18 protein-coding genes and 1 pseudogene are annotated in these 20,581 nt (G+C 69.4%); 12 read left to right on the top strand and 7 right to left on the bottom strand.

What is annotated here, in order from left to right; translation table 11 throughout:
* Positions 1 to 242: 242 nt before the first annotated feature.
* Positions 243 to 1,400 (bottom strand): annotated as a pseudogene (locus tag ACQP00_RS45030) (TIGR04013 family B12-binding domain/radical SAM domain-containing protein); the annotation flags it as partial.
* 10 nt (positions 1,401 to 1,410) lie between these two features.
* Positions 1,411 to 1,641, bottom strand: a complete 231-nt coding sequence (locus tag ACQP00_RS45025) for a GntR family transcriptional regulator (RefSeq protein ID WP_433209366.1) — start codon at positions 1,639 to 1,641, stop codon at positions 1,411 to 1,413.
* 169 nt (positions 1,642 to 1,810) lie between these two features.
* Between ACQP00_RS45025 and ACQP00_RS45020 the strand changes: the two genes are divergently transcribed.
* From ACQP00_RS45020 to ACQP00_RS45010, 3 genes are all read left to right on the top strand, one after another.
* Positions 1,811 to 2,065 (top strand): hypothetical protein, encoded by a 255-nt coding sequence (locus tag ACQP00_RS45020; protein WP_433209363.1) that lies wholly within the window; start codon positions 1,811 to 1,813, stop codon positions 2,063 to 2,065.
* Between the two features lie 450 nt (positions 2,066 to 2,515).
* Positions 2,516 to 3,322, top strand: a complete 807-nt coding sequence (locus ACQP00_RS45015; protein ID WP_433209360.1) for a replication-relaxation family protein — start codon at positions 2,516 to 2,518, stop codon at positions 3,320 to 3,322.
* A 63-nt stretch (positions 3,323 to 3,385) separates the two neighbouring features.
* Positions 3,386 to 3,574, top strand: a complete 189-nt coding sequence (locus tag ACQP00_RS45010) for a hypothetical protein (RefSeq protein WP_433209357.1) — start codon at positions 3,386 to 3,388, stop codon at positions 3,572 to 3,574.
* Here the strand turns inward: ACQP00_RS45010 and ACQP00_RS45005 are convergent.
* Positions 3,546 to 4,946 carry a recombinase family protein gene (locus tag ACQP00_RS45005; RefSeq protein WP_433209354.1) on the bottom strand — a complete coding sequence of 467 codons (1,401 nt, stop codon included), beginning with the start codon at positions 4,944 to 4,946 and terminating at the stop codon, positions 3,546 to 3,548. The genes ACQP00_RS45010 and ACQP00_RS45005 overlap by 29 nt on opposite strands.
* 49 nt (positions 4,947 to 4,995) lie before the next feature.
* On the opposite strand from ACQP00_RS45005, the gene ACQP00_RS45000 reads away from it, so the two are divergent.
* On the top strand, positions 4,996 to 5,799 hold the full coding sequence (locus ACQP00_RS45000) for a TIGR04013 family B12-binding domain/radical SAM domain-containing protein (RefSeq protein ID WP_433209351.1): 804 nt from the start codon (positions 4,996 to 4,998) through the stop codon (positions 5,797 to 5,799).
* On the opposite strand, the gene ACQP00_RS44995 is transcribed toward ACQP00_RS45000, so the two are convergent.
* Positions 5,716 to 6,369, bottom strand: coding sequence for a hypothetical protein (locus ACQP00_RS44995; RefSeq protein WP_433224226.1), 654 nt, complete (start codon positions 6,367 to 6,369; stop codon positions 5,716 to 5,718). The genes ACQP00_RS45000 and ACQP00_RS44995 overlap by 84 nt on opposite strands.
* 118 nt (positions 6,370 to 6,487) lie before the next feature.
* Between ACQP00_RS44995 and ACQP00_RS44990 the strand changes: the two genes are divergently transcribed.
* The 3 genes from ACQP00_RS44990 to ACQP00_RS44980 all read left to right on the top strand — a co-directional run bounded on the left by ACQP00_RS44990 (position 6,488) and on the right by ACQP00_RS44980 (position 10,710).
* The gene (locus ACQP00_RS44990; protein WP_433209348.1) at positions 6,488 to 7,603 is read left to right on the top strand and encodes a HupE/UreJ family protein; all 1,116 of its coding nucleotides are present in this window, start codon (positions 6,488 to 6,490) and stop codon (positions 7,601 to 7,603) included.
* Positions 7,604 to 7,699: 96 nt separating this feature from the next.
* Positions 7,700 to 9,652, top strand: a complete 1,953-nt coding sequence (locus ACQP00_RS44985) for a fibronectin type III domain-containing protein (protein ID WP_433209345.1) — start codon at positions 7,700 to 7,702, stop codon at positions 9,650 to 9,652.
* Positions 9,653 to 9,711: 59 nt separating this feature from the next.
* Entirely contained in the window at positions 9,712 to 10,710 is a 999-nt protein-coding gene (locus ACQP00_RS44980; RefSeq protein WP_433209342.1) for a WxL protein peptidoglycan domain-containing protein, read from the top strand.
* Between the two features lie 111 nt (positions 10,711 to 10,821).
* Here the strand turns inward: ACQP00_RS44980 and ACQP00_RS44975 are convergent, their stop codons facing one another.
* Positions 10,822 to 12,060 carry a cellulase family glycosylhydrolase gene (locus tag ACQP00_RS44975; protein ID WP_433209339.1) on the bottom strand — a complete coding sequence of 413 codons (1,239 nt, stop codon included), beginning with the start codon at positions 12,058 to 12,060 and terminating at the stop codon, positions 10,822 to 10,824.
* Positions 12,061 to 12,103: 43 nt separating this feature from the next.
* Positions 12,104 to 12,625: a MarR family winged helix-turn-helix transcriptional regulator gene (locus tag ACQP00_RS44970; RefSeq protein ID WP_433209336.1), complete on the bottom strand. Its 522-nt coding sequence runs from the start codon at positions 12,623 to 12,625 to the stop codon at positions 12,104 to 12,106.
* A 98-nt stretch (positions 12,626 to 12,723) separates the two neighbouring features.
* On the opposite strand from ACQP00_RS44970, the gene ACQP00_RS44965 reads away from it, so the two are divergent.
* The 5 genes from ACQP00_RS44965 to ACQP00_RS44945 all read left to right on the top strand — a co-directional run bounded on the left by ACQP00_RS44965 (position 12,724) and on the right by ACQP00_RS44945 (position 19,441).
* Entirely contained in the window at positions 12,724 to 15,897 is a 3,174-nt protein-coding gene (locus tag ACQP00_RS44965; protein ID WP_433209334.1) for an efflux RND transporter permease subunit, read from the top strand.
* Between the two features lie 985 nt (positions 15,898 to 16,882).
* Complete coding sequence (locus tag ACQP00_RS44960) at positions 16,883 to 17,527, top strand: transporter (RefSeq protein WP_433209331.1); 645 nt, start codon at positions 16,883 to 16,885, stop codon at positions 17,525 to 17,527.
* On the top strand, positions 17,524 to 17,829 hold the full coding sequence (locus tag ACQP00_RS44955) for a winged helix-turn-helix domain-containing protein (protein ID WP_433050015.1): 306 nt from the start codon (positions 17,524 to 17,526) through the stop codon (positions 17,827 to 17,829). The genes ACQP00_RS44960 and ACQP00_RS44955 overlap by 4 nt, the downstream gene beginning before the upstream one ends.
* Entirely contained in the window at positions 17,829 to 18,695 is an 867-nt protein-coding gene (locus ACQP00_RS44950) for an ABC transporter ATP-binding protein (RefSeq protein ID WP_433209328.1), read from the top strand. Before ACQP00_RS44955 ends, ACQP00_RS44950 begins: the two co-directional genes overlap by 1 nt.
* A gap of 5 nt (positions 18,696 to 18,700) precedes the next feature.
* Complete coding sequence (locus ACQP00_RS44945) at positions 18,701 to 19,441, top strand: ABC transporter permease (RefSeq protein ID WP_433209325.1); 741 nt, start codon at positions 18,701 to 18,703, stop codon at positions 19,439 to 19,441.
* A gap of 239 nt (positions 19,442 to 19,680) precedes the next feature.
* Here the strand turns inward: ACQP00_RS44945 and ACQP00_RS44940 are convergent, their stop codons facing one another.
* A complete protein-coding gene (locus ACQP00_RS44940) occupies positions 19,681 to 20,580 on the bottom strand; it encodes an alpha/beta fold hydrolase (protein ID WP_433209322.1) in 900 nt (299 codons plus the stop codon).
* Position 20,581: the final 1 nt, after the last annotated feature.

Genomic DNA, 20,581 nt, shown 5'->3' with positions numbered 1-20,581 from the left:
CACCAAGCCGCTCCGATCCCGAAGCACGGGCATTTGCTATGACCCGCTTCTCGGCTCCCGCAGGTTCCCCGCTCGTCTTACTCCGAAGTCGGATGGATCGGCAACAGCGTCCTGGTCCGCCCGGGGCGCGGGTACGCCTCTGCGGCGGCGGCAAGCCGTGCCGCATGTTCGCGTTGGCGTTGCCAGTGTCCATAGAGCGCGCCTTGCTGGGAGAGGCGGTCTACGGCCCGGATGGTCTCGGGGTCGACGTCGCCGGGGGCGGCGTCGCGCCAAGGGGTGCCGGGCAGTGGCATGAAGGTGTGCGCGTGAATACGCGCGCCAAGTGAGGCGAGCTCCTTGGCGAGCTTCAGAGAAGCGTCGACGTCTGCCTGGTCCTCGCCGGGCATGCCGAAGATCATGTCGACGTTGATGCGGAAGCCTTCCTCGATGCCGAGGCGGGCGGCTCGCATGACCTGCTCGACGCCGTGGCCGCGCTTCGCTGCGTCGAGGACGCGGTCGGAGCCGGACTGGGCGCCGACGATGATGTTGTTGTTCGCGCAGTACTTCTTGACGACCCGAAGCGCCTCGCGGCTGACGTGTTCGGGGCGGATCTCGCTCGGGAACGAGCCGAAGAAGACGCGGCCGTTCGGGCCGATGCCCTCCTTGCACGAGGCCAGCAGTTCCTCGACCGCGTCCAGGTTCGGGGACTCGTCCTGGCTGCCGTACGACAACGCGGTCGGCGTGATGAAGCGGACGTCCCGCAGGCCGCGCTCGCGCATCTGGTCGACGTGCCAGCGGATGTTCTCCACGGTGCGGTGCCGGAAGCGGGCCGAGAACATGAAGGGCGTTTGGCAAAATCTGCACGAAAACGCACAACCTCGAGTGATTTCGAGGGCGTTGAACCGCTGCCAGCGCAGTGAGAAGCCGCGGAAGGTGTTGAGGGGCAGGCGTTCCGGGCGGCCGGTCTTGACGACCTTGCCGACCGTGTCACGGTACGCCAGGCCCGTCACGCCCGTCGGGTCGCCGCCGGCGTCGACGAGCTTGGTCAGGGTCGTTTCGCCCTCGCCGATGGCGGCGACGTCCCAGCCGGCGTCGAGGGTCTGGATCGGCTCTGCCGTGGCGTGGACGCCACCCGCGATGTGCAAGGCGCCCGGGGCCGCTGCCTTGATGGTGGTCAGCTCGGCGGCCAGGGCCTCGGCGTCGGGGGAGTAGAACGACCACAGCACCAGCACACGCTTGGCGCGCTCCAGGCCCGACGTGATCGCCTCGATCGTGGCGTCCGGCGACTCGGCGAAGACCACTTCGTACGACGTGCCGGTCTCGTGCTCCTCCAGCGCGCCGAGCAGCACGTGGAAGCCGTAGGTGACGGCCTTGCGGTACCGCAGCACCAAGACGAGGTCGAGGGAGCTCACGGACAACATCCTGCCAGGGCTACCGCTCGGCGACGTACACACCACGTCCGGGTTGGCCGATCACCAGGCCCTGCGCCTTCAGCTCGACCATCGCGAACTGGATGACCGTCCCGCTCACGCCGTAGATGTCGCGGAGCTGTTGGGTGCTCGGGAGCTTGTCGCCCGGCTTCAGCGTGCCTTTCTCGATCTGGGCGCGCAGATCTGCCGCCACCTGGCGGTAGTACGGCGTCCCGTCGTTCTTCAGCGGCACATCCGCACCTTGCTCCGCGTCGATGGAACCTACATCACGAGGTACCACCTGCATCACTATGTGATGTAGGTTGGCCGCCAGTTGGATCGGCAAGCGAGGAGGAGTCATGAGGGAAGAGCCGCATCCGAAGTGGTGCTCCCGCGCGGCGTGTACCGCCTACGGCGCAGGCGTGGACGAGTACCACCGATCGGAGCCGTTCATCGTGCCGACCGGCGATCCGCGAGTCGAGGTGTTCATCTCGAAGATCGCGGACCCGGACGGCGCGAACGAGCACATCGAGATCTCCGCCCTCGAACTGAGGGACGGCAAGCCCTGGCATCTGTGCGAGCCGGTGCGCGGGATGTGTCTGCCGTGGGCATCGGCTGACGCCGCCTGGCGGGCGATGGCCGAGTTGACGCGGGTATCCGCACTAGCCAACAAGTGATCGATCATGCTTAATGGACGGGACTCTGTGTGACCGGTCGTCGTCCGCCGGGGTCCGTGCCTACGCAGCCTTAAGTGTGCAAGCCGGTTCACGGGCCTGAGGACAGCAGCGGCCGGTTGGCATCGGGCGGCTCCGGTGATCGGGCGGACCTCCAGTCAGGTACCCACGCCGGTGAGTTGAGCCCCTGCCCGTCGCGCGCTTCCGCGTGTCGTCGGCGCTGCTCCTCGCTGCCCGGTTCGCCGGCTCGTTGCTTGGCAACTCCATCCGCTGCGTGACCAGCCGGGTGTCCCGTTGGGAGTCCGTCCGGCGGGTCTGCCGGGGGTCCTGCTTGAACGGGACCCCCGACCGGACTGCGGCGTGATCCAACACCGCAGCTCAACGTCCCTACAGATGCACGACGGTCCGTCACGACAGATCCCTCTGTGGGATCCCTGACCGGGAGTACTGCCTATGGCCGAACGACTCCTACTGGTACAGGCCAGACTCACCGCCCGCGACTTCACGTTGCTCGGCTGGCTCGCCGACCACGGTGTGCTGACGAGCTCTCAGATCGCCGAGGCCCTGTTCCCGTCCATCAACTACGCCCAGCGTCGCCTGCGCGAACTCAGGCAGGACGACCTCATCGACCGGTTCCGTCCGCAGCGGCAGGACGGTGGCTCCTACCCGTACCACTACGTCCTCGGCCAGCTCGGCGCCGACGTCATCAGCGCCCAGCGCGGCGACGACCCGCCGCGACGCGATCGAGCCCGCAAGCGCCGCTGGTACCTCACCAACCGCGCCAACCTCCCGCATCTGTTGGGCGTCAACGGCTTCTTCACTCAGCTCGCCGGGCACGCCCGAACCCATCCCGGCACGGCGTTGGAGCGCTGGTGGTCGGCCGGTCGCTGCCAGGAGCCGTACGCCTTCATCGACGTCCCTACGGCCCGGGTGCCGCAGATCCGCCCGGACGGGCACGGCGTATGGCGCGACGGGAGCCGGGAGCTGTCGTTCTTCGTCGAATACGACACCGGCACCGAGCCGTTGCCGGTCCTGGTCGACAAGATGCGCCGGTACGTCGACCTGTCCGGCGTCACCGGCCGGCGGTGGCCGGTGTTGTTCGCGCTGCAATCGCCCCGTCGCGAGCTTCACCTCCACCAGCGGCTCACCGACGTCGGCAGTCGCTACCCGGTAGCCACGACCGCCGAGGAAGACCCGGCCGGTGCCGTGTGGTGGCGGCACCGCCGTGAAGGCCCGCGAACCCGTCTCATCGACATCTGAACCCGAGAGGAGCGCCATGATGCGACTGCCTGACCCCGGTGGATCGATGCCTCCTGGAGGGACATGGCCGCAGAGAGGAGCACGTCGTCACGTGCGCACGTAGAGGATGACGAGGACGAGCTTGCCGAGCGCGCCCGGCAGATCGTCGACCGCGCGCCGCCACTGACCGAGGAGCAGCGCGCCCGGCTGGCCGCGTTGCTGCGGCCGTTGCGGCAGAAGCGGGCTATCGAAGGCGATCCGGCTTCCAGTTGAGGTCCACTGTGTCCGGATCGAACTTGCGGCGTCCCAACGGAGGAGGGAGCAGGCGGACCGAGGTGAGTGCCCGGATGACCGCCTGCTCACGGTCGAGCTGACCGTTGAGCTTCTTCCACTCGGCGACGGGATCCTCGGCCGCGAGGAGGGGCGCCAGCGCGTTCTCGCGGCCGGCATCCGCCAGCTTCGCCTCGACTTCGGCCAGTTCTCCGGCGATCTCGCGCTTCGCCGTTTCGAGTTCGAGGTCGTCGAGCACACCTCGGGCCCACATCTTGACCGCGGACTCGCGGCGTTGCCGCAACGTCATGGCGGTCGCGCGCAGCGCTTCGAGGTCGACGCCGTCGTCGCCGAGGTCGAGCAGGTCCATGAGATCGGGGCGTCCGAGCCGCAGTGTGACGAGCCGCCGTACCCACTGGTCGACCGGATCGGCGAGCCGGGACAGGTGGCACGACGGGCAGCGGTAGACGCGGCGGACCCGGCCGTCCGCGTACCTCTCGCGGTAGGTCGAGATGACCAGCCTGTCGCAGTCCGTCCGGCCGCAGCGGTACAGCCGCGTGCCGAGCCAACGCCGTGCGTTGCCCACGTTGTTGGTCCGCCGCGTCGGCTCGGACAGGATGGCGATCGCGGCGCGGACGGTCTCTTCCGGGACGAGCGCGGGCCAGAGCCCTTTGCTGACTTCCTTGCCGCGAAGGGTGCGGATACCGGCGTTGCGCAGGTTGCCGAGCATGAGCCGGACCGAGCTGTGCCGCCAGAGCCCACCCACCGTCGTGGTGAAACCGGCCGCGTTGAGGTCGTTGGCGATACCGGTCAGCGTCCGACCCGCCAACAGTCGCTGGTACGCACCACGCAACGCCTCCGCCTCGTCCTCGACGAGGGTCATGCCGTCGGCGCTGTACCCGAACGGCCGCCGCCCGCTCGCCGGCTTGCCGTGTTCGGCCCGCTGTTGGGCTTCACGGCGCTGGCGCTCGGACTTGATTTCGACCTCCATGGTGTCGAACTCGCCGATCATCCCTGCCATGCCCCGGCCGTACGCGGTCGTCATATCCAGCTCCGGCCCCTTCACGGGCACGACGCTCACCCGCGCCTCCCGCAACAGTTCGATGCCGTCCGCGCGCTCGCGCCGGTTGCGCCACAGCCGGGACGTGTGGAAGACGACGATGCGCTCAATCTCACCGGCCTTCACGGCGGCGAGAAGTGCCGCGTATCCGGGCCGGAACTTGCCGCTCGTGGCGGAGATGTCGTTGTCGACGAACTCTCGGACGGTCCAGCCGTGCCGTGCAGCGAGGGCGCGGGCGTCCTGACGCTGGCGTTCGACGCCCAGGCCCTCGCCCAGGCGGTCCTCTGAGATGCGGAGATAGATGGCTGTTGCCATAGGCAGTAGTCTACGACAGAACTGGTGTCGGTTTTGTCAGACGCCGTTCATGTTCTCGGCGAAGTTTCGGCATCGCAGTGTGGAGAACGTTCGGTGGCACGTCGATCGGATGCGGGAGCTCGGGAAGCGGGACGTCCGGTTCATCACGCCCACCTCGCTGTCCTACGGGGCCGATGATGAGGAGCCCAATCTCGCCGCCGTGGAGGAGCTGCTCGCGGCGTGCAAGGAAGGGATCGGGCCGGGCGGGCGGGTGTTCTTCGGGTCGTTCCCCAGCGAGATCCGGCCCGAGCACATGAGTGTCGAGGCGCTCAAGCTCGTGAAGCGGTACTGCGCCAACGACAATCTCATCGTCGGTGCGCAGTCGGGGAGTGAGCGGGTGCTCGAGGCGGCGAAACGCGGGCATGACGTCGAGTCGGTGCGGCGGGCGGTGCGGATCGGGATTGCCGAAGGGTTCCGGATCAACGTGGACATGATTTTTGGCATGCCGGGGGAGGATCCCGTCGATGCGCAGGCTTCGCTCGAGCTCGCGAAGGAGTTGGCTGGGCTCGGGGCGCGGATCCACTCGCATGTGTTCATGCCGTTGCCCGGCACGCCGTGGCGGGATGCGGCACCCGGCGATGTCGACCCTGAGACGATCCGGGCTGTGTCGCGGCTGGCGCAGCAAGGGGCGCTCTACGGGCACTGGGAGAAGCAGCGGGCGCACGCGCGGCAGCTTGCGGCGGCTGCGGCCGAGCGGCCCCGGCCTGGGCGGAGTCGGACGCTGCTGCCGTTAGCGCAGCCAGACCACGATGCCGGTCAGGCCGGTCAGCACGGCGGCGGCTCCTGCGCGGATGGCGGCGTCGCAGCGGGTTGAGGTGAAGGAGGTTTCGTCGTACGTCGATGAGGCGCCCAACCCCTCGCCGCGGAACGAGGCGCCGGACCAGTCGACGGCGGTGACGTTGTGGGTCGGTTCGGCGAGTTCGGCTCCGACGACCAGGAACTGCTGGGCCAGGTGGCTCGCGGTGACGACGGTCAGCGGGTCGATCAGGTCGTTGCCGGCGCTCACGATGAGGTCGGCGTGCATGTCGAGGGCTCGGGTGATGTCCGGGATGGGGTCGGCGCCGACGACGACCGTGCGCAGGTCCACGTCGAACGAGGATGCCCAGGCCTGGACCGCCGTCACCAGCGCCGTGGTCGGGGCGTCCGTGCCCTTGCGCAACAACACCACGCGATAGGCGCGCGGGGGATGGACGTCGTCCCACGAGCCGGGGGCCGGGGTGATCGTGCCTTCCGGGGTCGGCGGGGCGGACGGGTCGACGAAGCCGGGGCGCAGCGAGCCGACCGGGGCGGGCATCTGGCGCGGTTCGGCCCAGCCCGAGGACGGTGAGCCGCAGGCCGTCAGGACAAAAGCCAACAGCAGCAGCGGTACGGGCACCCGGCGCATCACGAGACCGAATATCAGCAGACCGCGGGCAACCCATTCAACTGGTCGGAGAAGGTGTTCTTGATCGGTTCGCCGATGTGGGGACTCGCGTTCACCTGCGGCCTGCAACGTGCGCCGCATGTTTCGCCTTGCGGTTGTGGGTCTTGCCGCCGCGCTGCTCACCGTCCTCTTTGCCCCGGCGGCGCTGGCGCACGGGTTCTCCTCGACGGTGTACCTCACGGTCACCGGCGAACCGACCCGGGTCGACACGAAGCTGGAGCTCGAGTACGACCTGCTGGTGGTGTCGGCGGCCGATGCGGAGGGGGACGACGCGCTGTTCCGGGCCGGGACGGCGGCGTTCGACGACGGTGACGACACGGCGATGGCGGCCGCGCTGCACGACCACGCTGCGGCGGTCAACCGGTACGTCACCGAGCGTTTCACGGTGAGCGGCTGCACCGCGGCACCGGCCGACGTCTTCACCATGGGCGAGCGGGAAGGCGTCCCCTACGCCACGCTCCAGCTGCACTGGGCCTGTCCCAGCGCACCGAGTGCGATCCGCGCCACCCTGTTCTCCGACGAGGAGGGCTACGTCAAGGGCGTCAAGACGATCGCGACGTACGACCTCGGCGGGCACCGGGGCAGCGCCGCCCTGGACTCGCAGCATCCGGCGTTCGCGCCGGGGCAGACGTGGTACCAGCGATTCTGGGAGTTCTTCCGCCTGGGCGCCGAGCACCTGCTGACCGGGATCGACCACATCCTGTTCCTGCTGGCCCTGATCGCGGGGTCGCGGCGGTTGCGCGACGTGGTGCTGGCCGCGACGAGCTTCACCCTGGCGCATTCGGTGACGTTCATTCTCGCCGCGCTCGGGGTGGTGTCGGCGCCGGCCGGGCTGGTGGAGCCGGTCATCGCGCTGTCCATCGCCGTCGTGGCGGCGCTGCACCTGTGGAACCTGCGCCGGGACACGCCGCCGAGCAACCTGCGGCTGCTGGTGGTGTTCGCGTTCGGGCTGGTGCACGGGCTCGGGTTCGCCGGGGCGCTCGGGATCGACGAGCCGTTCTCGTGGACGTTGCTGTGGTCGCTGCTGGTGTTCAACGTCGGCATCGAGGTCGTGCAGCTCGGCATCATCGCGGCCACGTTCCCGCTGCTGATGGTGTTGCGGCGCAAGGCTCCGGCGACCGGGCGCTGGGTGACGGGTGTCGTTGCGGCAGGTGTCGCCGTCATGGGTCTTGTCTGGTTCTTCCAGCGCATCTAGGCGGGCGTCCCGCCCACGTTCATGCGCGATTCACGCACCGGCGAAAGCGTGATCAAGCTTTTCCCCTACCCCCATCGGAAAAGGAAAGAAAATCCGATGAACCAACGCACCTCGCGCGTGGCCGGAGCGGCCACCGCGGCGCTCCTGGGGCTGGCCATGGCCCTCGGCACCGGCGGTTCGCCCGCCGCGGCCGCGGACCCGGCCAACCTCACGGGCATCATCCTCGGTGTCGGCGCCAACGAGTCCCAGCGCATCGTGACCTGGTACTCCTCGGCCGACACCGCCCAGCTGGTCCAGGTGGCCCCGACGGCGGCGCTCGACAACGGGGCGTTCCCGGCGTCGGCCGCCACGTTCGCGGCCATCGGCGGGGCCAACATCGCCACCAGTGGCGGCTTCAACCGCCACGCCGTCCTCACCGGCCTGCAGGAGAACACCCAGTACTCCTACCGGGTCGGCAGCGACGGCAACTGGTCGTCGACCTTCGCCTTCAAGACCCAGGACTTCGAGGGCGACTACGACTTCCTGTTCTACGGCGACCCGCAGATCGGCTCGTCCGGCGACGTCGCCAAGGACGCGGCGGGCTGGCGTGACACCCTCGACGTCTCGCTGGCGGCCAACCCGAACGCTGAGCTGCTGGTCTCCGGCGGCGACCAGGTCGAGACGGCCAACACCGAGTCGCAGTGGGACGCGTTCCTGTCCTCGGACAAGCTGCGTCAGTACCCGTGGGCGGCGACCATCGGCAACCACGACGTCGGCGGCAAGGCGTACGAGCAGCACCTGTTCACGCCGAACACCGACCGCTCGGGCCCGCTGTACGCCAACGGCAACCCGGCGTCGAACACGTCCGGCGGCGACTACTGGTACATCTACAAGGATGTGCTGTTCATCGACCTGAACAGCAACTCCTACACCACCGGTTCGGGTGGCGGCGGCGACGCGGCGCACATCGCGTACGTCACCGACGTCATCAACCAGCACGGCGCCGACGCGAAGTGGAAGGTGCTCGTCTACCACCACGCGATCTACTCGCCGGCCGACCACGCCAAGGACGGGGACAACAAGACGCGCCGGGTCGACTTCCCGACCGTCTTCTCCAACCTGGGCGTCGACCTGGTGCTGCAGGGGCACGACCACTCGTACTCCCGCAGCTACGAGATCAAGAACGGCGCGAAGGCGAACCCGGACGAGCAGCCCGGCGCCGCCGACGTGTACCCGGGCCCGGGCGGCGTCATCTACGTCACCGGCAACTCGTCGTCGGGGTCGAAGTACTACGACATCACCGCCCCCGACAACAGCGGCACCAGCGGCGCGGGCAACGGCGCCGACCCGCTGAACCCGAACGACTACTGGTACAACTCGGTCCAGAACCAGGAGCATGTGCGCTCCTACGTGAAGGTCGAGGTCCGCAGCGACCAGCTCGTCGTGCAGAACCTCCGCAGCGGCACCTGCGCCGCCCCGAACGCGGCGGTCGAGCGCGGCAACGTCTCGTGGTGCAACAACACGCCGGCCGACCAGCCGGTGGGTTCGGTCGTCGACAAGGTGGCGATCCACCCGTACCACGGCGACGCCCAGCAGCTGCAGGTGAACGTGCCCAACGCGGCCCCCGGCGAGTTCGGGTGGACCATCGACGGGCACAACGGCCTGGTCAACCTGGGCACCGCGGAGGAGCACAACGGCGAGTACTTCGCCGCCGGTGGCAACCTCAACCCGATCGTCGTCTCCGACACGCGCCGCACCCAGGCGCCGTGGTCCGTCTCGGCCAGCGTCAGCGACTTCCGTGACGCCGGCAAGACGTTCTCCGGCTCCTACCTGGGCTGGACGCCGAAGATCCTGGCCCCCGGCGCGGGCGCCAAGGCCGGTGCCCCCGTCGCGTCCGGCTACGACGACCACGGCACGGGCCTGTCCGTGTCGCGCCAGCTCGGGTACGCCGAGCAGGGCCACCCGAAGGGCAACGCCCAGCTGGGTGCCGGGCTCGACCTGAAGATCCCGGGCGACGTCGCGAAGGGTGAGTACCGCGCCACGCTCACCATCACCGCGCTGAGCAGCTGAGTTGATCGGCGGGGCGGGCTCCCGGGCCCGTCCCGCCTCCACACGAGCGAGGACAAGCCATGCGTCTGCGAACCACCGCTGTTGTACTGGGCCTGCTCGCCGCCATCGGGCTCGCCACTCCCGCCCACGCGGAGGACGGCAACGTCGCCTGGACGGTGCGGACGGCCTCGAACACGTATGGCGCCGACCGCTCCAGCTACAGCTACGCGGTGAACCCCGGCGGCCAGGTCAAGGACGCCATGGTGGTGGCCAACCGCGGCAAGGACCCGCTGACCCTCGCGGTGTACGCAGGCGACGGCTTCACCACCGGCACCGGCCAACTGGACCTGCTCACCAAGGACAAGCCGTCGATCGGCATCGGCGCCTGGCTGCACGCCGGCACCGCCACCGCCACCGTCGCGCCGGGCCAGACCGCCGAGGTGCCGTTCACCCTCGACGTGCCCGGCAACGCCACGCCCGGCGACTACGCGGGCGGCATCGTCACCGCGCTCGCCCAGCCCGACCAGGCCCAGGGCATCACCGTCGAGCGCCGCCTCGGCATCGCCGTCAAGCTGCGGGTCGGCGGCGCGCTGCACCCGGCGCTCGCGGTCGAGCGGCTGACCGTCGACTTCGACGGGGGCGACGCCACCGTGACGTACACCATCCACAACACCGGCAACGCGATCCTCTCGGCCGACCAGGACGTGTCGGTGGCCGGGCCGTTCGGGCTGATGCGCACCGGGGCCGGCACCGTGAAGGCGCCGCCGCAGCTGCTGCCCGGCGAGACCTGGCAGGTGACCGTGCCCGTGCACGGCGTGCCGCGGGCCGGGTGGATCTCCGCGCGCGCGTCGCTGACCCCGCGCCTGACCGACGCGTCCGGCTCCACCACCTCGCTGCCCGTCGTCACCGCCGAGGCGCGCACGGTCGCGGTGCCGTGGCTGTGGCTCGCCGGTCTCGTCGTGCTCATCGGTCTCGTTTTCCTGATTCGGTACCTCCTGAGGCGCACCAAGGCCCGCCAGGACGCCCGCGTGCGCGACGCCGTCGAGAAGGCGCTGCAGGCGGGCGGCGTCAGCGCGTAGGCAAGGGCCTCACGCCGGCGGGGTCACCGCGTAGGCCGGGCCTTCACGCCGGCGGGGTCACCGCGTAGGCCGGGCCTTCAGGCGGGCGGTGTCAGCGCGTCGGCCGGGCCTTCACGCCGGCGGGGTCACCGCGTAGACGAGGGAGGAGCGGGGCGAGCGGGTGCCGAGTAGCCCGCGGGCCTGGACCGCGAAGGTGTACTCCGTGGACCCCTTGAGCCCGCGCACCGTGACCTCGGTGCGCTTGGTCGCCGCGATCCGGGACTGGCTCGCCCCGTTCACCGCCAGGACGAGATAGGTGGTACCGCTGGAGCGCCGGGGCCACGTGAGGGTCACGCTGTCCTTTGTGACGTTGGTGACCTTGAGGGAGGCACCGGCAGTACCATTGCGGAAGGTTGTTGCTTCTCTCGTGTCCGTCGAAATGCCGTTGGGTCCGGTGAGGAACCGCTCGCCCCACGCGGTGCGGCTGGCCGGATTGAAGTCGTGGACCAGGTCCAGGTAGCTGTAGGGCGTGTCGTTGCCGCTCCACGACCAGCCGAAGTAGCCGACCGAATGCCCCTCGGCGTAGGCCATGATGGCGTCCTCGTCGGGGTCGCCCCACTCGTGCTCGCCGGAGAACTCGCCGATGATGACGGGCAGCTTGCGCCGCGTGAACGAGCCGAGGTAGGAGTTCACCTTGGCGGCGTTGTTGAACTCGCCGTACATGTGGATGTCGAACGCGGTGTTGCCGGTCGGGTCGGCCGCGCGCACCTGCTCGGCGTTGTCGCGCATGATGTAGGCCTCGTCCTGGCCCCAGCCGGGCGCGTCGACGAGCAGCGTGTGCTTGAACCCGGCCGCGCGCAGCGTCCTGACCGCGTCGGCGGACTGCTGGGCCCACGGCCAGTCGGCGCCGACGCCGAACGGCTCGTTGGCCACGTTGACGATGATGTGGTCCTCCTGGCCGGCCAGCTCCGACTTGAGCGAGAGCCAGAACGCAACCGCGTCCGCCATCGGTACGGCCTTCTTGTCCTGCCCGAACCCGCTCGTGTCGTGCGCGTCGAGGATGCACACGAGCCGCTGCTGCCGGCACAGCCCGACGATCGTGCGGACCTCCTCCGGTTTGGTACGCCGGAACTGGTACCCCATGCCCAGCGGCACCCGCACGGCGTTGGCCCCGGTCGCCTTGATCGCGGCGAACGAGCCGTTCTTGTCGGGGTACCAGATGAAGTCGTGGTTGACCCCGCGCAGCACCAGGTCGCTGCCGTTGGCCTCGACCAGCCGCCCGTTGCGGACCTGGATGCCCTGGGTCGTCTCGGCCGCCCGCACTTCGGTTGGTGCCAGGAGGACGGCGCTGGCGACGAGGATCAGGACCATCAGGCTCCGCATAGGGTCGGCGGCTACCCGATGGCGGGCGGACCTATCCGGCGGCGGGGATGAACCGGTCGTCCGGCGGCACCGGGTCCTCCGGCGGCACCGGGCCGTCGTTGTCCTGTTCGAGCGCGTCCGCCACCGCTACCTCGATGACGCGCTCCAGAACGGACGCCAGCATGCCCAGGGTCTCGTCGTCGAGGCGGGCGAGCAGGCGCTGCTGGGCCTTCGTCCCGCCGTCGGTGATCTCGAACAGGATCTCGCGCCCGGCGGGGGAGAGATGGATGCGGCGGATGCGGCGGTCGTGGGCGTCCTCCGAGCGGGTGACGTAGCCCTGGGCCACCAGGCGGTCCACGATGCCGGACAGCGTGGCCAGGCTCACACCGAGGCGGCGGGTGAGCTCGGCGGAGGCGATCCCGTCGTGCCGTGATACCAACATAAGTACCTTGAGCTGCTGCATCGTGAGGTTGACTGACAGCAGCGGATTGGTGCGGTCGTACGCGAGCAGGGCGCGCATCCGCTCATCGGCGGCGGCGACCCGCACGAGGAGCGCCTCCCTGTGAGTGTTCACAGGAATGTTTTACCCCCTGGATAAACTTTGCGCGAGGCGAACCGTTAGCATCACACGAACTAACGCTTGTCGTAGCCGATCGGAAGAAGACTCCAGACATGTCGTTCCTCGCCCGGCTCAGTTTGGCGAACCGGGGGCTGGTCGCGATCATCGCGATCGTCGTCCTGGGCTTCGGCGCCATTGCCATCCCATCACTGAAACAACAGCTCATCCCCTCGATCGAGTTCCCGGCCGCCTTCGTGGTCGCGTCCTACCCGGGCGTGTCGCCGGACATCGTCGAGGAGCAGGTGACCGAGCCGATCGAGAGCGCGCTGCAGGGCGTGCCCGGGCTGACGGACATCACCAGCACCAGCCGCGAAGGCGTGGCCACGGTGCAGGTGTCGTTCGACTTCGGCTCCTCGGTCGACGACATCACCAACAAGATGAACACGGCCATCACGCGCATCCGGACGCAGCTGCCGACGGGTGTCGACCCGCAGGTGATCGCCGGCTCGACCGACGACCTGCCCGCCGTGGTCCTGGCCGCGTCCAAGACCGGTGACCAGATCGCGTTCGCGCAGCAGCTCAACCAGGTCGTCGTACCGGAGCTGCAGGGCATCGAGGGGGTGCGCCAGGTCGAGGTGACCGGCGCCGAGACCCAGAACGTGCTCATCACGCTCAACCCGGCCAAGGCGATCCCGGCCGGCGTCAACGCGCAGTCACTGACGACCGCGCTCAAGTCCAACGGCGTCTCGTTCCCCGCCGGCACCCTGACCGAGGGCGACAAGGCCCTCGCGGTCCAGGTCGGCGGCACCCTGACCACGCTGGACGAGCTCAAGAACCTCAACGTGACGCCGACCGCGAAGCTCGGCGACGTGGCCACGGTCGAACTGAAGACCGTCGAGGCCACCTCGATCACGCGGACCAACGGCAAGCCCAGCCTCGGCATCTCCGTCACGGCCTCGCCCGACGGCAACGCCGTGAAGATCTCCCACGCGGTCCGCGACAAGCTCGCCGACCTGGAGAAGAGCCTCGGCGGCGACGCGCGGCTGACCTCGGTCTTCGACCAGGCGCCGTTCGTCGAGTCGTCGATCAAGAGCCTGTCCACCGAGGGCGCGCTCGGCCTGCTCTTCGCCGTGATCGTGATCCTGGTGTTCCTCGTGTCGCTGCGCTCGACCCTGGTCACCGCGGTGTCGATCCCGCTGTCGGTGGTCGTCGCGCTCATCGGGCTGTGGGTCGGCGACTACTCGCTCAACCTGCTGACCCTCGGCGCGCTCACGATCGCCGTCGGACGTGTGGTCGACGACTCGATCGTGGTGCTCGAGAACATCAAACGACATCTCGAGTACGGCGAAGAGAAGATCCACGCCATCCTGACCGGCGTCAAGGAGGTGACCGGCGCGGTCGTCGCCTCGACGCTGACCACCGTGGCCGTGTTCCTCCCGATCGGCCTGGTCGGCGGCCTCGCCGGCGAACTGTTCCGGCCGTTCGCGGTCACCATCGCGGTGGCCCTGCTCGCCTCGCTGTTCGTCGCGCTGACCGTGGTGCCGGTGCTCGCGTACTGGTTCCTCGGCCGCCGCAAGTCGGCCACCGCCGAGGAGCGCGAGGCGATCGAGGCCAAGGCCCTGGAGAAGGAGCGGCGCAGCCCGCTGCAGCGCGCGTACGTGCCGATCGTCTCCTGGGTCACCCGCAGCCGGGCGACCCGCTGGATCACCGTGGCCGTCAGCATCGTGGTCTTCATCGTCACGATGGGCCTGGCGAGCCTGCTCAAGACGAACTTCATCGACCAGTCGGGCCAGACCGAGTTCTCCATCTCGCAGGAGCTGCCGGTCGGCTCCAGCCTGACCACCACCGACGCGGCCGCCAAGAAGATCGAGGACCTGCTCGGCAAGCGCTCCGACATCGAGGCGTACCAGGCCACGATCGGCGCCTCCGCGGGCTTCGGCTTCGCGGGCGCCCAGTCGGGCAACACGTCCAACTTCTCGGTCACCGCGAAGGACGGCACCGACGTCGAGAAGGTCATCGACGAACTGCGCACGCAGGTCGCCGCGGCCGGCGAAAGCCTCGGCACGGTGAAGATCACCTCCGGTGGCGGCGGTGGCTCGGGCGACCAGCTCGAGGTCATCATCAAGGCCAACAACCCCGACGACCTCGCCAAGGCCGCCGGAGAGGTCGAGAAGACCATGAAGGGCGTCGCGGGCATCAACGACGTCGAGAGCAACCTCGCGGCCAGCAACCCGCGCATCGACGTCAAGGTCAAGCGCGACCAGGCGGCCCGCTACGGCCTCAACGACGCGGCGGTGGGCGGCATCGTCTCCGCGGCGTACCGCGGCCAGACGCTCACCCAGATGACCATCGACGGCTCCCAGCGCGACCTGGTGCTGCGCTCCGGCCCGGCCCCGGCCACGCTGAACGACCTCAAGGCCCTGCAGATCCCGGTCGGGGGCAACCCGCCGGTGATCCGCCTCGACCAGATCGCCGACGTCACCGAGGACGCGGGCCCGGTGGCGATCACCCGGATCGACGGCAACCGCAGCGCCTCGGTCACCGGCCGCGCCGACAGCGACAACCTCGGCAAGGTCTCGGCCAGCCTGCAGACGGAGCTCGACAAGCTCAGCCTGCCGGCCGGCGCGACGGTCACCCTGGGCGGCGCGAGCCAGGACCAGGCCGAGGCGTTCGGCCAGCTGGGCCTGGCCATGCTCGCCGCGATCGCGATCGTCTTCATCATCATGGTGGCGACGTTCAAGAGCGTGGCCCAGCCGCTGATCCTGCTGGTCTCCATCCCGTTCGCGGCGACCGGCGCGATCATCCTGCTGCTGGCCACCGGCACCCCGCTGGGCCTGCCCGCCATGATCGGCGTGCTGATGCTCATCGGCATCGTGGTCACGAACGCGATCGTGCTCATGGACCTGATCAACCAGTACCAGGAATCCGGAATGCACGTCCGCGAAGCGGTGGTCGAGGGCGGCCGGCGCCGCCTCCGCCCGATCCTCATGACCGCGGTGGCGACGATCTGCGCCCTGCTGCCCATGGCCATCGGCCTCACCGGCGAGGGCGGCTTCATCTCGCAGCCGTTGGCCATCGTGGTCATCGGCGGCCTGGTGACCTCGACGCTGCTCACGCTGGTGCTGGTCCCGACCCTCTACACGATGGTCGAGTCCACCAAGGAGAAGCGCCGCGAGCGCCGCTCGGGCAAGCACGCTTCACCGTTGACGGCTTCGGAGCCGGCCGGCGGGGAGCCTGATGGGCGGCATCGGGTCGATCCGCTGGAGCCGGCGCCTTCGTCGCTCTGATAGCACAGTTTTTGAGGCCGGCCACCTGTTTGGTGGCCGGCTTCGCTGTGTGTGAGGGGGTGGTGGCTGGATCCCTGATCAACTTGGTGGGGGTTGATAGCGTGGGAAGACCGGAACGCCCCGCCGCCGCACGTCCCGCAGTCGCCGTTTATTCGTGTCGCATCGGGCCTTGGCAGTCCGGGCTTGCTGGCTCGTTCGGCTCTTACGCCCGCGCGCGCGGTTCACGCCGGCTCTCTGTGGTTTGGCTGGTGGGTGGGGTTCGGCCGCTTGGACTGGGGGGCACCGGGCCACAACTGGTCGTGGGTTTGGGGCGCCTTCGGCCTGCCCTATGCAACGGCGTTAGCGTGGTCCAGACCGTAGTTTGGTCACCGTTCGGTGGTCCAGGCCGTGGTTCGGTTCCGGGTCCGTCGTGGTCGTCGTTCGGTGGTCCCGGTTCGTGGGCGCCTTCGGCGAGAAGAGCAGGTTTCCGGGTTCGTTGTTGGTTGCGCGCCGTGGCGCCGGAGGCGCCAGGAAAAGCTTGCGGTCCGCCGTGGGTTTGGGGTGATGGCGCGCCCGGGGGAGTGTTTGCGGGCGCCGATTCGGGATGCCTGGGCGGCCACTTTGATGGCCGGCCTCAGCGGCGCGTGAAGTTGTCCAGGTGACAGAGCCGCTGACATGAGTTGACGCAAGTTCGCCGTCGCCACGGGATGTCGTCGCTGCGACCGCATGCCGTCCAGCCCGACCAGCACCTGCACCAGCGCCCGCGCCCGCACCCGTCAGTTGCGATGGCCGTCGCCGTCGCCGTCGTTGTCGCGTGTGTGGCCGGTCAGCTCGTAGCAGGTCAAGCCATGATCCAAGCCCGGCCGGCGGGCCGGCGGAAGTGGGCTGACGCAAGTGGTGACATGTGTTGGCGCAAGTGCAGGTCAGGGGTGGTCAAGAGCGTCGCAAGCGCGACAGCGGGTATCGATGGGTTGCGTAAACGAGTTTATGGCGTAAAGTTCTTTGCATGACCCCCGTCGATGATGATGCGCCGCCGGCGTCGGCTGCTGAGTCGCTTGAGCTCATCCGTCAGGAGCGGGCCAACGCGGCCCGTGTCGTGGCGCTCAACCCGCTGCTCTACTACGTGCCGTGGGGCCTGGCCTGGCTCATCGGGTTCGGGCTGCTCTTCCTGCGCTACGGGCCGGACGGGCGCGTCTACGTCAACCTGCCCCAGTGGCTCCCGCTCACCAGCCTTTTCGTGCTCATGGCCCTCGCGATGGTCGCCACCATGTACGTCAGTGCCGTGCGCGGGCGGGCGCTCGAAGGGCGGTCGAGCTGGCAGGGCACGGCGTACGGGCTCGCGTGGTTCTTCGCGTTCGCGGGGCTCGGCAGCACGGTCAGCCACTTCGCCAAGCTGCTGCCCGAACCGGAACGCGGGCTGCTCTGGGCGACATCGTCGGTGGCGCTGGTCGGCGCGATGTACATGTGCGGCGCCGCGATCTGGCTCTCCCGCGACATGTTCGTCTTCGGCGCGTGGCTCACCGTCATCAACATCGCCGGGGTGGCCGCCGGAGCCGGCTGGCACTCGCTCATCACCTCGCTGGGCGGCGGCGGAGGGCTGATCCTGCTCGGCCTCATCCTGCAGTTCAGGGAACGGATGCAGAAGGCGTGAGCGAGCTCGATCCCGTGATCCACGTCCAGGCGCGCCTGCGCATCATGGCCGCGCTGTCGAGCCTCGGCGACGGCGATCGGATGACGTTCCCGAGGCTGCAACAGGTCCTCGACATGACCGCCGGCAATCTGTCGGTACACCTGACGAAGCTCGAACAAGCGGGCTACGTCGAGGTCGTGAAGTCGTTCCGGGGCCGCACCCCGACGACCTCCGCCGGCCTCACGCGGCGCGGCCGGGTCGCGTTCGACGACTACACCGCCGCCTTACGGGCACTGATCGACCCACCCCTCAAGGAGTCCTGATGCTCGCCCGCGCCATCGACGTCAGCCGTCGCTACGGCGACACCCTCGCCCTGGACCGCGTCTCGCTCGACATCCCGGAGGGCGGCGTGCTCGGCCTGCTCGGCCCGAACGGCGCCGGGAAGTCCACGCTCATCAATCTGCTCGTCGGGCTGCGCCGCCCCACGAGTGGGTCCGTCGAGCTGTTCGGCGGGGATCCGCGCAACCCGCAGTACCGTCGCAGCATTGGCATGACGCCGCAGGAGACTGGGCTGCCGTCCACCCTGCGGGTCCACGAGTGCGTCGAGTTCGTGGCGCGGCATTTTCCGGATTCGGTACCGCCGGCAGCACTCCTCGACCAGTTCGGCCTCGCCGGCATGGCCCGGCGCCAGACGGGTGGACTCTCGGGCGGGCAGAAGCGCCGGCTCGCGGTGGCCCTGGCCTTTGTCGGCCGTCCGCGCCTGGTGTTCCTCGACGAACCCACCACGGGGCTCGACGTCGAGGCCCGCCGCGCGCTGTGGGACGCGATCCGCGATTTTTCAAGCAAGGGCGGCACGGTTGTACTGACCAGTCACTACCTCGAGGAGATCGAGGCCCTCGCCGACCGGGTGGTCGTCGTCGGCAACGGGCGGATCCTGGCCGACGACACCGTGGCCGCGATCCGGTCCATGGTCGGCATCCACCGGGTCAGCCTCGCCAGCGGCGACCTGCCCGAGCTGCCCGGCGTCGTCGGCGTCGAACAGGCCGACGGCCGTACCTCGCTGCTGACCGCCGACGCCGACCAGCTCGTGCGCGACCTGGTCCACGCCGGCGTCCCCTTCCACGGCCTCCAGGTCCAGCCGACCACGCTCGAAGAGGCCTTCCTGACTCTCACCAGCACCGGACGGTAGGCGCCATGACCTCGCTCGCCCTGACCCACGCCCGCTTCCGCATCCTGGAGACCATCCGCATCCCGATCGCCGTGGTCGGCGGGGCGTTCTTCCCGGCCGCGTCGATGCTCTTCTTCGTCGTACCTTTCGCCGGCAGCGACCCGGTCGGCGCCACCTTCGCCACCGCCTCGATGGTGATGTTCGCGGTGATGACCAGCTCGCTGTTCAACTACGGCGTCGGCGTCAGCGAGGACCGCGCGCAGCCGTGGGATCCGTTCACCCGTACGCTGCCCGCGGGCCCCGCCGCCGCCTTCGCCGGCCGGATCCTCTCCGGCCTGACGTTCATGGCCATATCGCTGGTGCCGGTCGTCATCATCGGCTGGCTGTTCACCGCGGCCACCACGAGCTGGGTCGGGCTGCTGCTCGGCCTCGGCGCCGTGGTGCTGGCGGCGCTGCCGTTCACCTTCATGGGCCTGGCCATCGGGTACGCGCTGCCGATGAAGGCCGCCCTCGCCGTCGCCCAGATCATCTTCTTCCCGCTCGCGTTCGGCGGCGGCCTGCTCTCGGCCCCGGGTGACGCGCCCGGGTTCGTCGAGACGATCGCCCCGTACCTGCCGACCCGCGGCGCGGTCGAGCTGCTCTGGGCCGCCGTCGGCGACTTCGCCCCGTCCACGACGTCGATGGTCTCCCTCGCGGTGTGGACTGCTGTGATGGCCGCCCTCGCCGCGTGGGCCTTCAAACGCGACGAGGGCGCCCGCTTCAGCTGAGCGCGCTGTTCGCGGCGCCGCAGCGACATGACGGCGTGACGGCGTGACGGCGTGACGGCGTGACGGCGTGACGGCGTGACGGCGTGACGGCGTGACGGTGCGACAACGTGACGGCGTGACGAAGGCGCCGCTTCGGCTGGGGCGCGCTGTTGGCGGCGCCGCGATGGCGTGACGAGGGCGGCTGCTGTTGCTGAGCGCGCTGTTCGCGGCGCCGCGGCGGTCCGGTGAAGGCGCCCGCTTCAGCTGACGTGCTGGTTCGGCGCGGCGGCATCGGGGGAGGCGGGATTGCGGGCGAGGAGCTCGAGCAGGTGCAGTACCACCTGGTCGGGCTCCTCTTCCGCCATGAAGTGCCCGGCTGAAACGGTGTGGTGGGCCAGGTCCGCCGCCCACGCCCGCCAGCGCTCGGCGGCGTCGAAGCCCAGCGCCGCGCCCCAGTCCTGTTGCAGCACCGTCACCGGCATCGCCAGCCGGCGGCCCGCGGCCCGGTCGGCCGAGTCGTGCTCGACGTCGATCGTGGCGGTCGCGCGGTAATCGGCCACAATGGACGGAATCGCGTGGCGGGAGGCAGTGAGGTACACCTGGCGGATCTCGGCGGGAAGTGAACCGTTGCCCCAGGCGTCGAGGAAGTGGCCGAAGAACGCGTCCGGCGCGCCGGCGATGAGCAGTTCGGGCAGCGGGGCCGGGGCGGCCATCAGGAACAGGTGGAAGCCGACGACCCCGCCCAGACCCCGCAGCACCTCCCACGAATCCAGCGTCGGCAGCACGTCCAGCGACGCGAGATGGGTGATCCGATCCGGATGGTCGAGCCCGGCCCGGATCGCCACCAGCGCCCCGCGATCGTGCCCGGCAAGCGCGAACCGCTCGAATCCCAGCGCCTCCGCGAGCGCAATGACATCGGCGGCCATCACTCGCTTGGCATATTCGCTTGTACCGTCCGGCTTGTCGCTGTCCCCGTACCCGCGCAGATCCGGGCAGATGACCGTGTGCCCGGCCGCCGCCAGCCGGGGCGCCACATGCCGCCACATCAGGTGCGTCTGCGGAAATCCGTGCAACAACACGATCGGGCTGCCACTGCCGCACATGGCAACGTTGAGGGAGACGGCGGGCGCGACTTCGACTCGACGGTACGAAAAACTCATG

This window comes from Dactylosporangium sp. CS-047395, assembly GCF_050942185.1.
Taxonomy (GTDB): domain Bacteria; phylum Actinomycetota; class Actinomycetes; order Mycobacteriales; family Micromonosporaceae; genus Dactylosporangium.
This window is presented reverse-complemented; position numbering and strand designations above follow the sequence as displayed.

What these genes read in the sequence shown, in the direction of transcription:
- ACQP00_RS44950 (WP_433209328.1), top strand. Translation starts at nt 17,829, where the DNA reads ATGCTCGCCCGCGCCATCGACGTCAGCCGTCGCTACGGCGACACCCTC.
- ACQP00_RS44980 (WP_433209342.1), top strand. Translation starts at nt 9,712, where the DNA reads ATGCGTCTGCGAACCACCGCTGTTGTACTGGGCCTGCTCGCCGCCATC.
- ACQP00_RS44995 (WP_433224226.1), bottom strand. Translation starts at nt 6,369, where the DNA reads ATGCGCCGGGTGCCCGTACCGCTGCTGCTGTTGGCTTTTGTCCTGACG.
- ACQP00_RS44960 (WP_433209331.1), top strand. Translation starts at nt 16,883, where the DNA reads ATGACCCCCGTCGATGATGATGCGCCGCCGGCGTCGGCTGCTGAGTCG.
- ACQP00_RS44945 (WP_433209325.1), top strand. Translation starts at nt 18,701, where the DNA reads ATGACCTCGCTCGCCCTGACCCACGCCCGCTTCCGCATCCTGGAGACC.
- ACQP00_RS45005 (WP_433209354.1), bottom strand. Translation starts at nt 4,946, where the DNA reads ATGGCAACAGCCATCTATCTCCGCATCTCAGAGGACCGCCTGGGCGAG.
- ACQP00_RS44965 (WP_433209334.1), top strand. Translation starts at nt 12,724, where the DNA reads ATGTCGTTCCTCGCCCGGCTCAGTTTGGCGAACCGGGGGCTGGTCGCG.
- ACQP00_RS45010 (WP_433209357.1), top strand. Translation starts at nt 3,386, where the DNA reads ATGGCCGCAGAGAGGAGCACGTCGTCACGTGCGCACGTAGAGGATGAC.
- ACQP00_RS44985 (WP_433209345.1), top strand. Translation starts at nt 7,700, where the DNA reads ATGAACCAACGCACCTCGCGCGTGGCCGGAGCGGCCACCGCGGCGCTC.
- ACQP00_RS44975 (WP_433209339.1), bottom strand. Translation starts at nt 12,060, where the DNA reads ATGGTCCTGATCCTCGTCGCCAGCGCCGTCCTCCTGGCACCAACCGAA.
- ACQP00_RS44940 (WP_433209322.1), bottom strand. Translation starts at nt 20,580, where the DNA reads ATGAGTTTTTCGTACCGTCGAGTCGAAGTCGCGCCCGCCGTCTCCCTC.
- ACQP00_RS45000 (WP_433209351.1), top strand. Translation starts at nt 4,996, where the DNA reads ATGTTCTCGGCGAAGTTTCGGCATCGCAGTGTGGAGAACGTTCGGTGG.
- ACQP00_RS45015 (WP_433209360.1), top strand. Translation starts at nt 2,516, where the DNA reads ATGGCCGAACGACTCCTACTGGTACAGGCCAGACTCACCGCCCGCGAC.
- ACQP00_RS44990 (WP_433209348.1), top strand. Translation starts at nt 6,488, where the DNA reads ATGTTTCGCCTTGCGGTTGTGGGTCTTGCCGCCGCGCTGCTCACCGTC.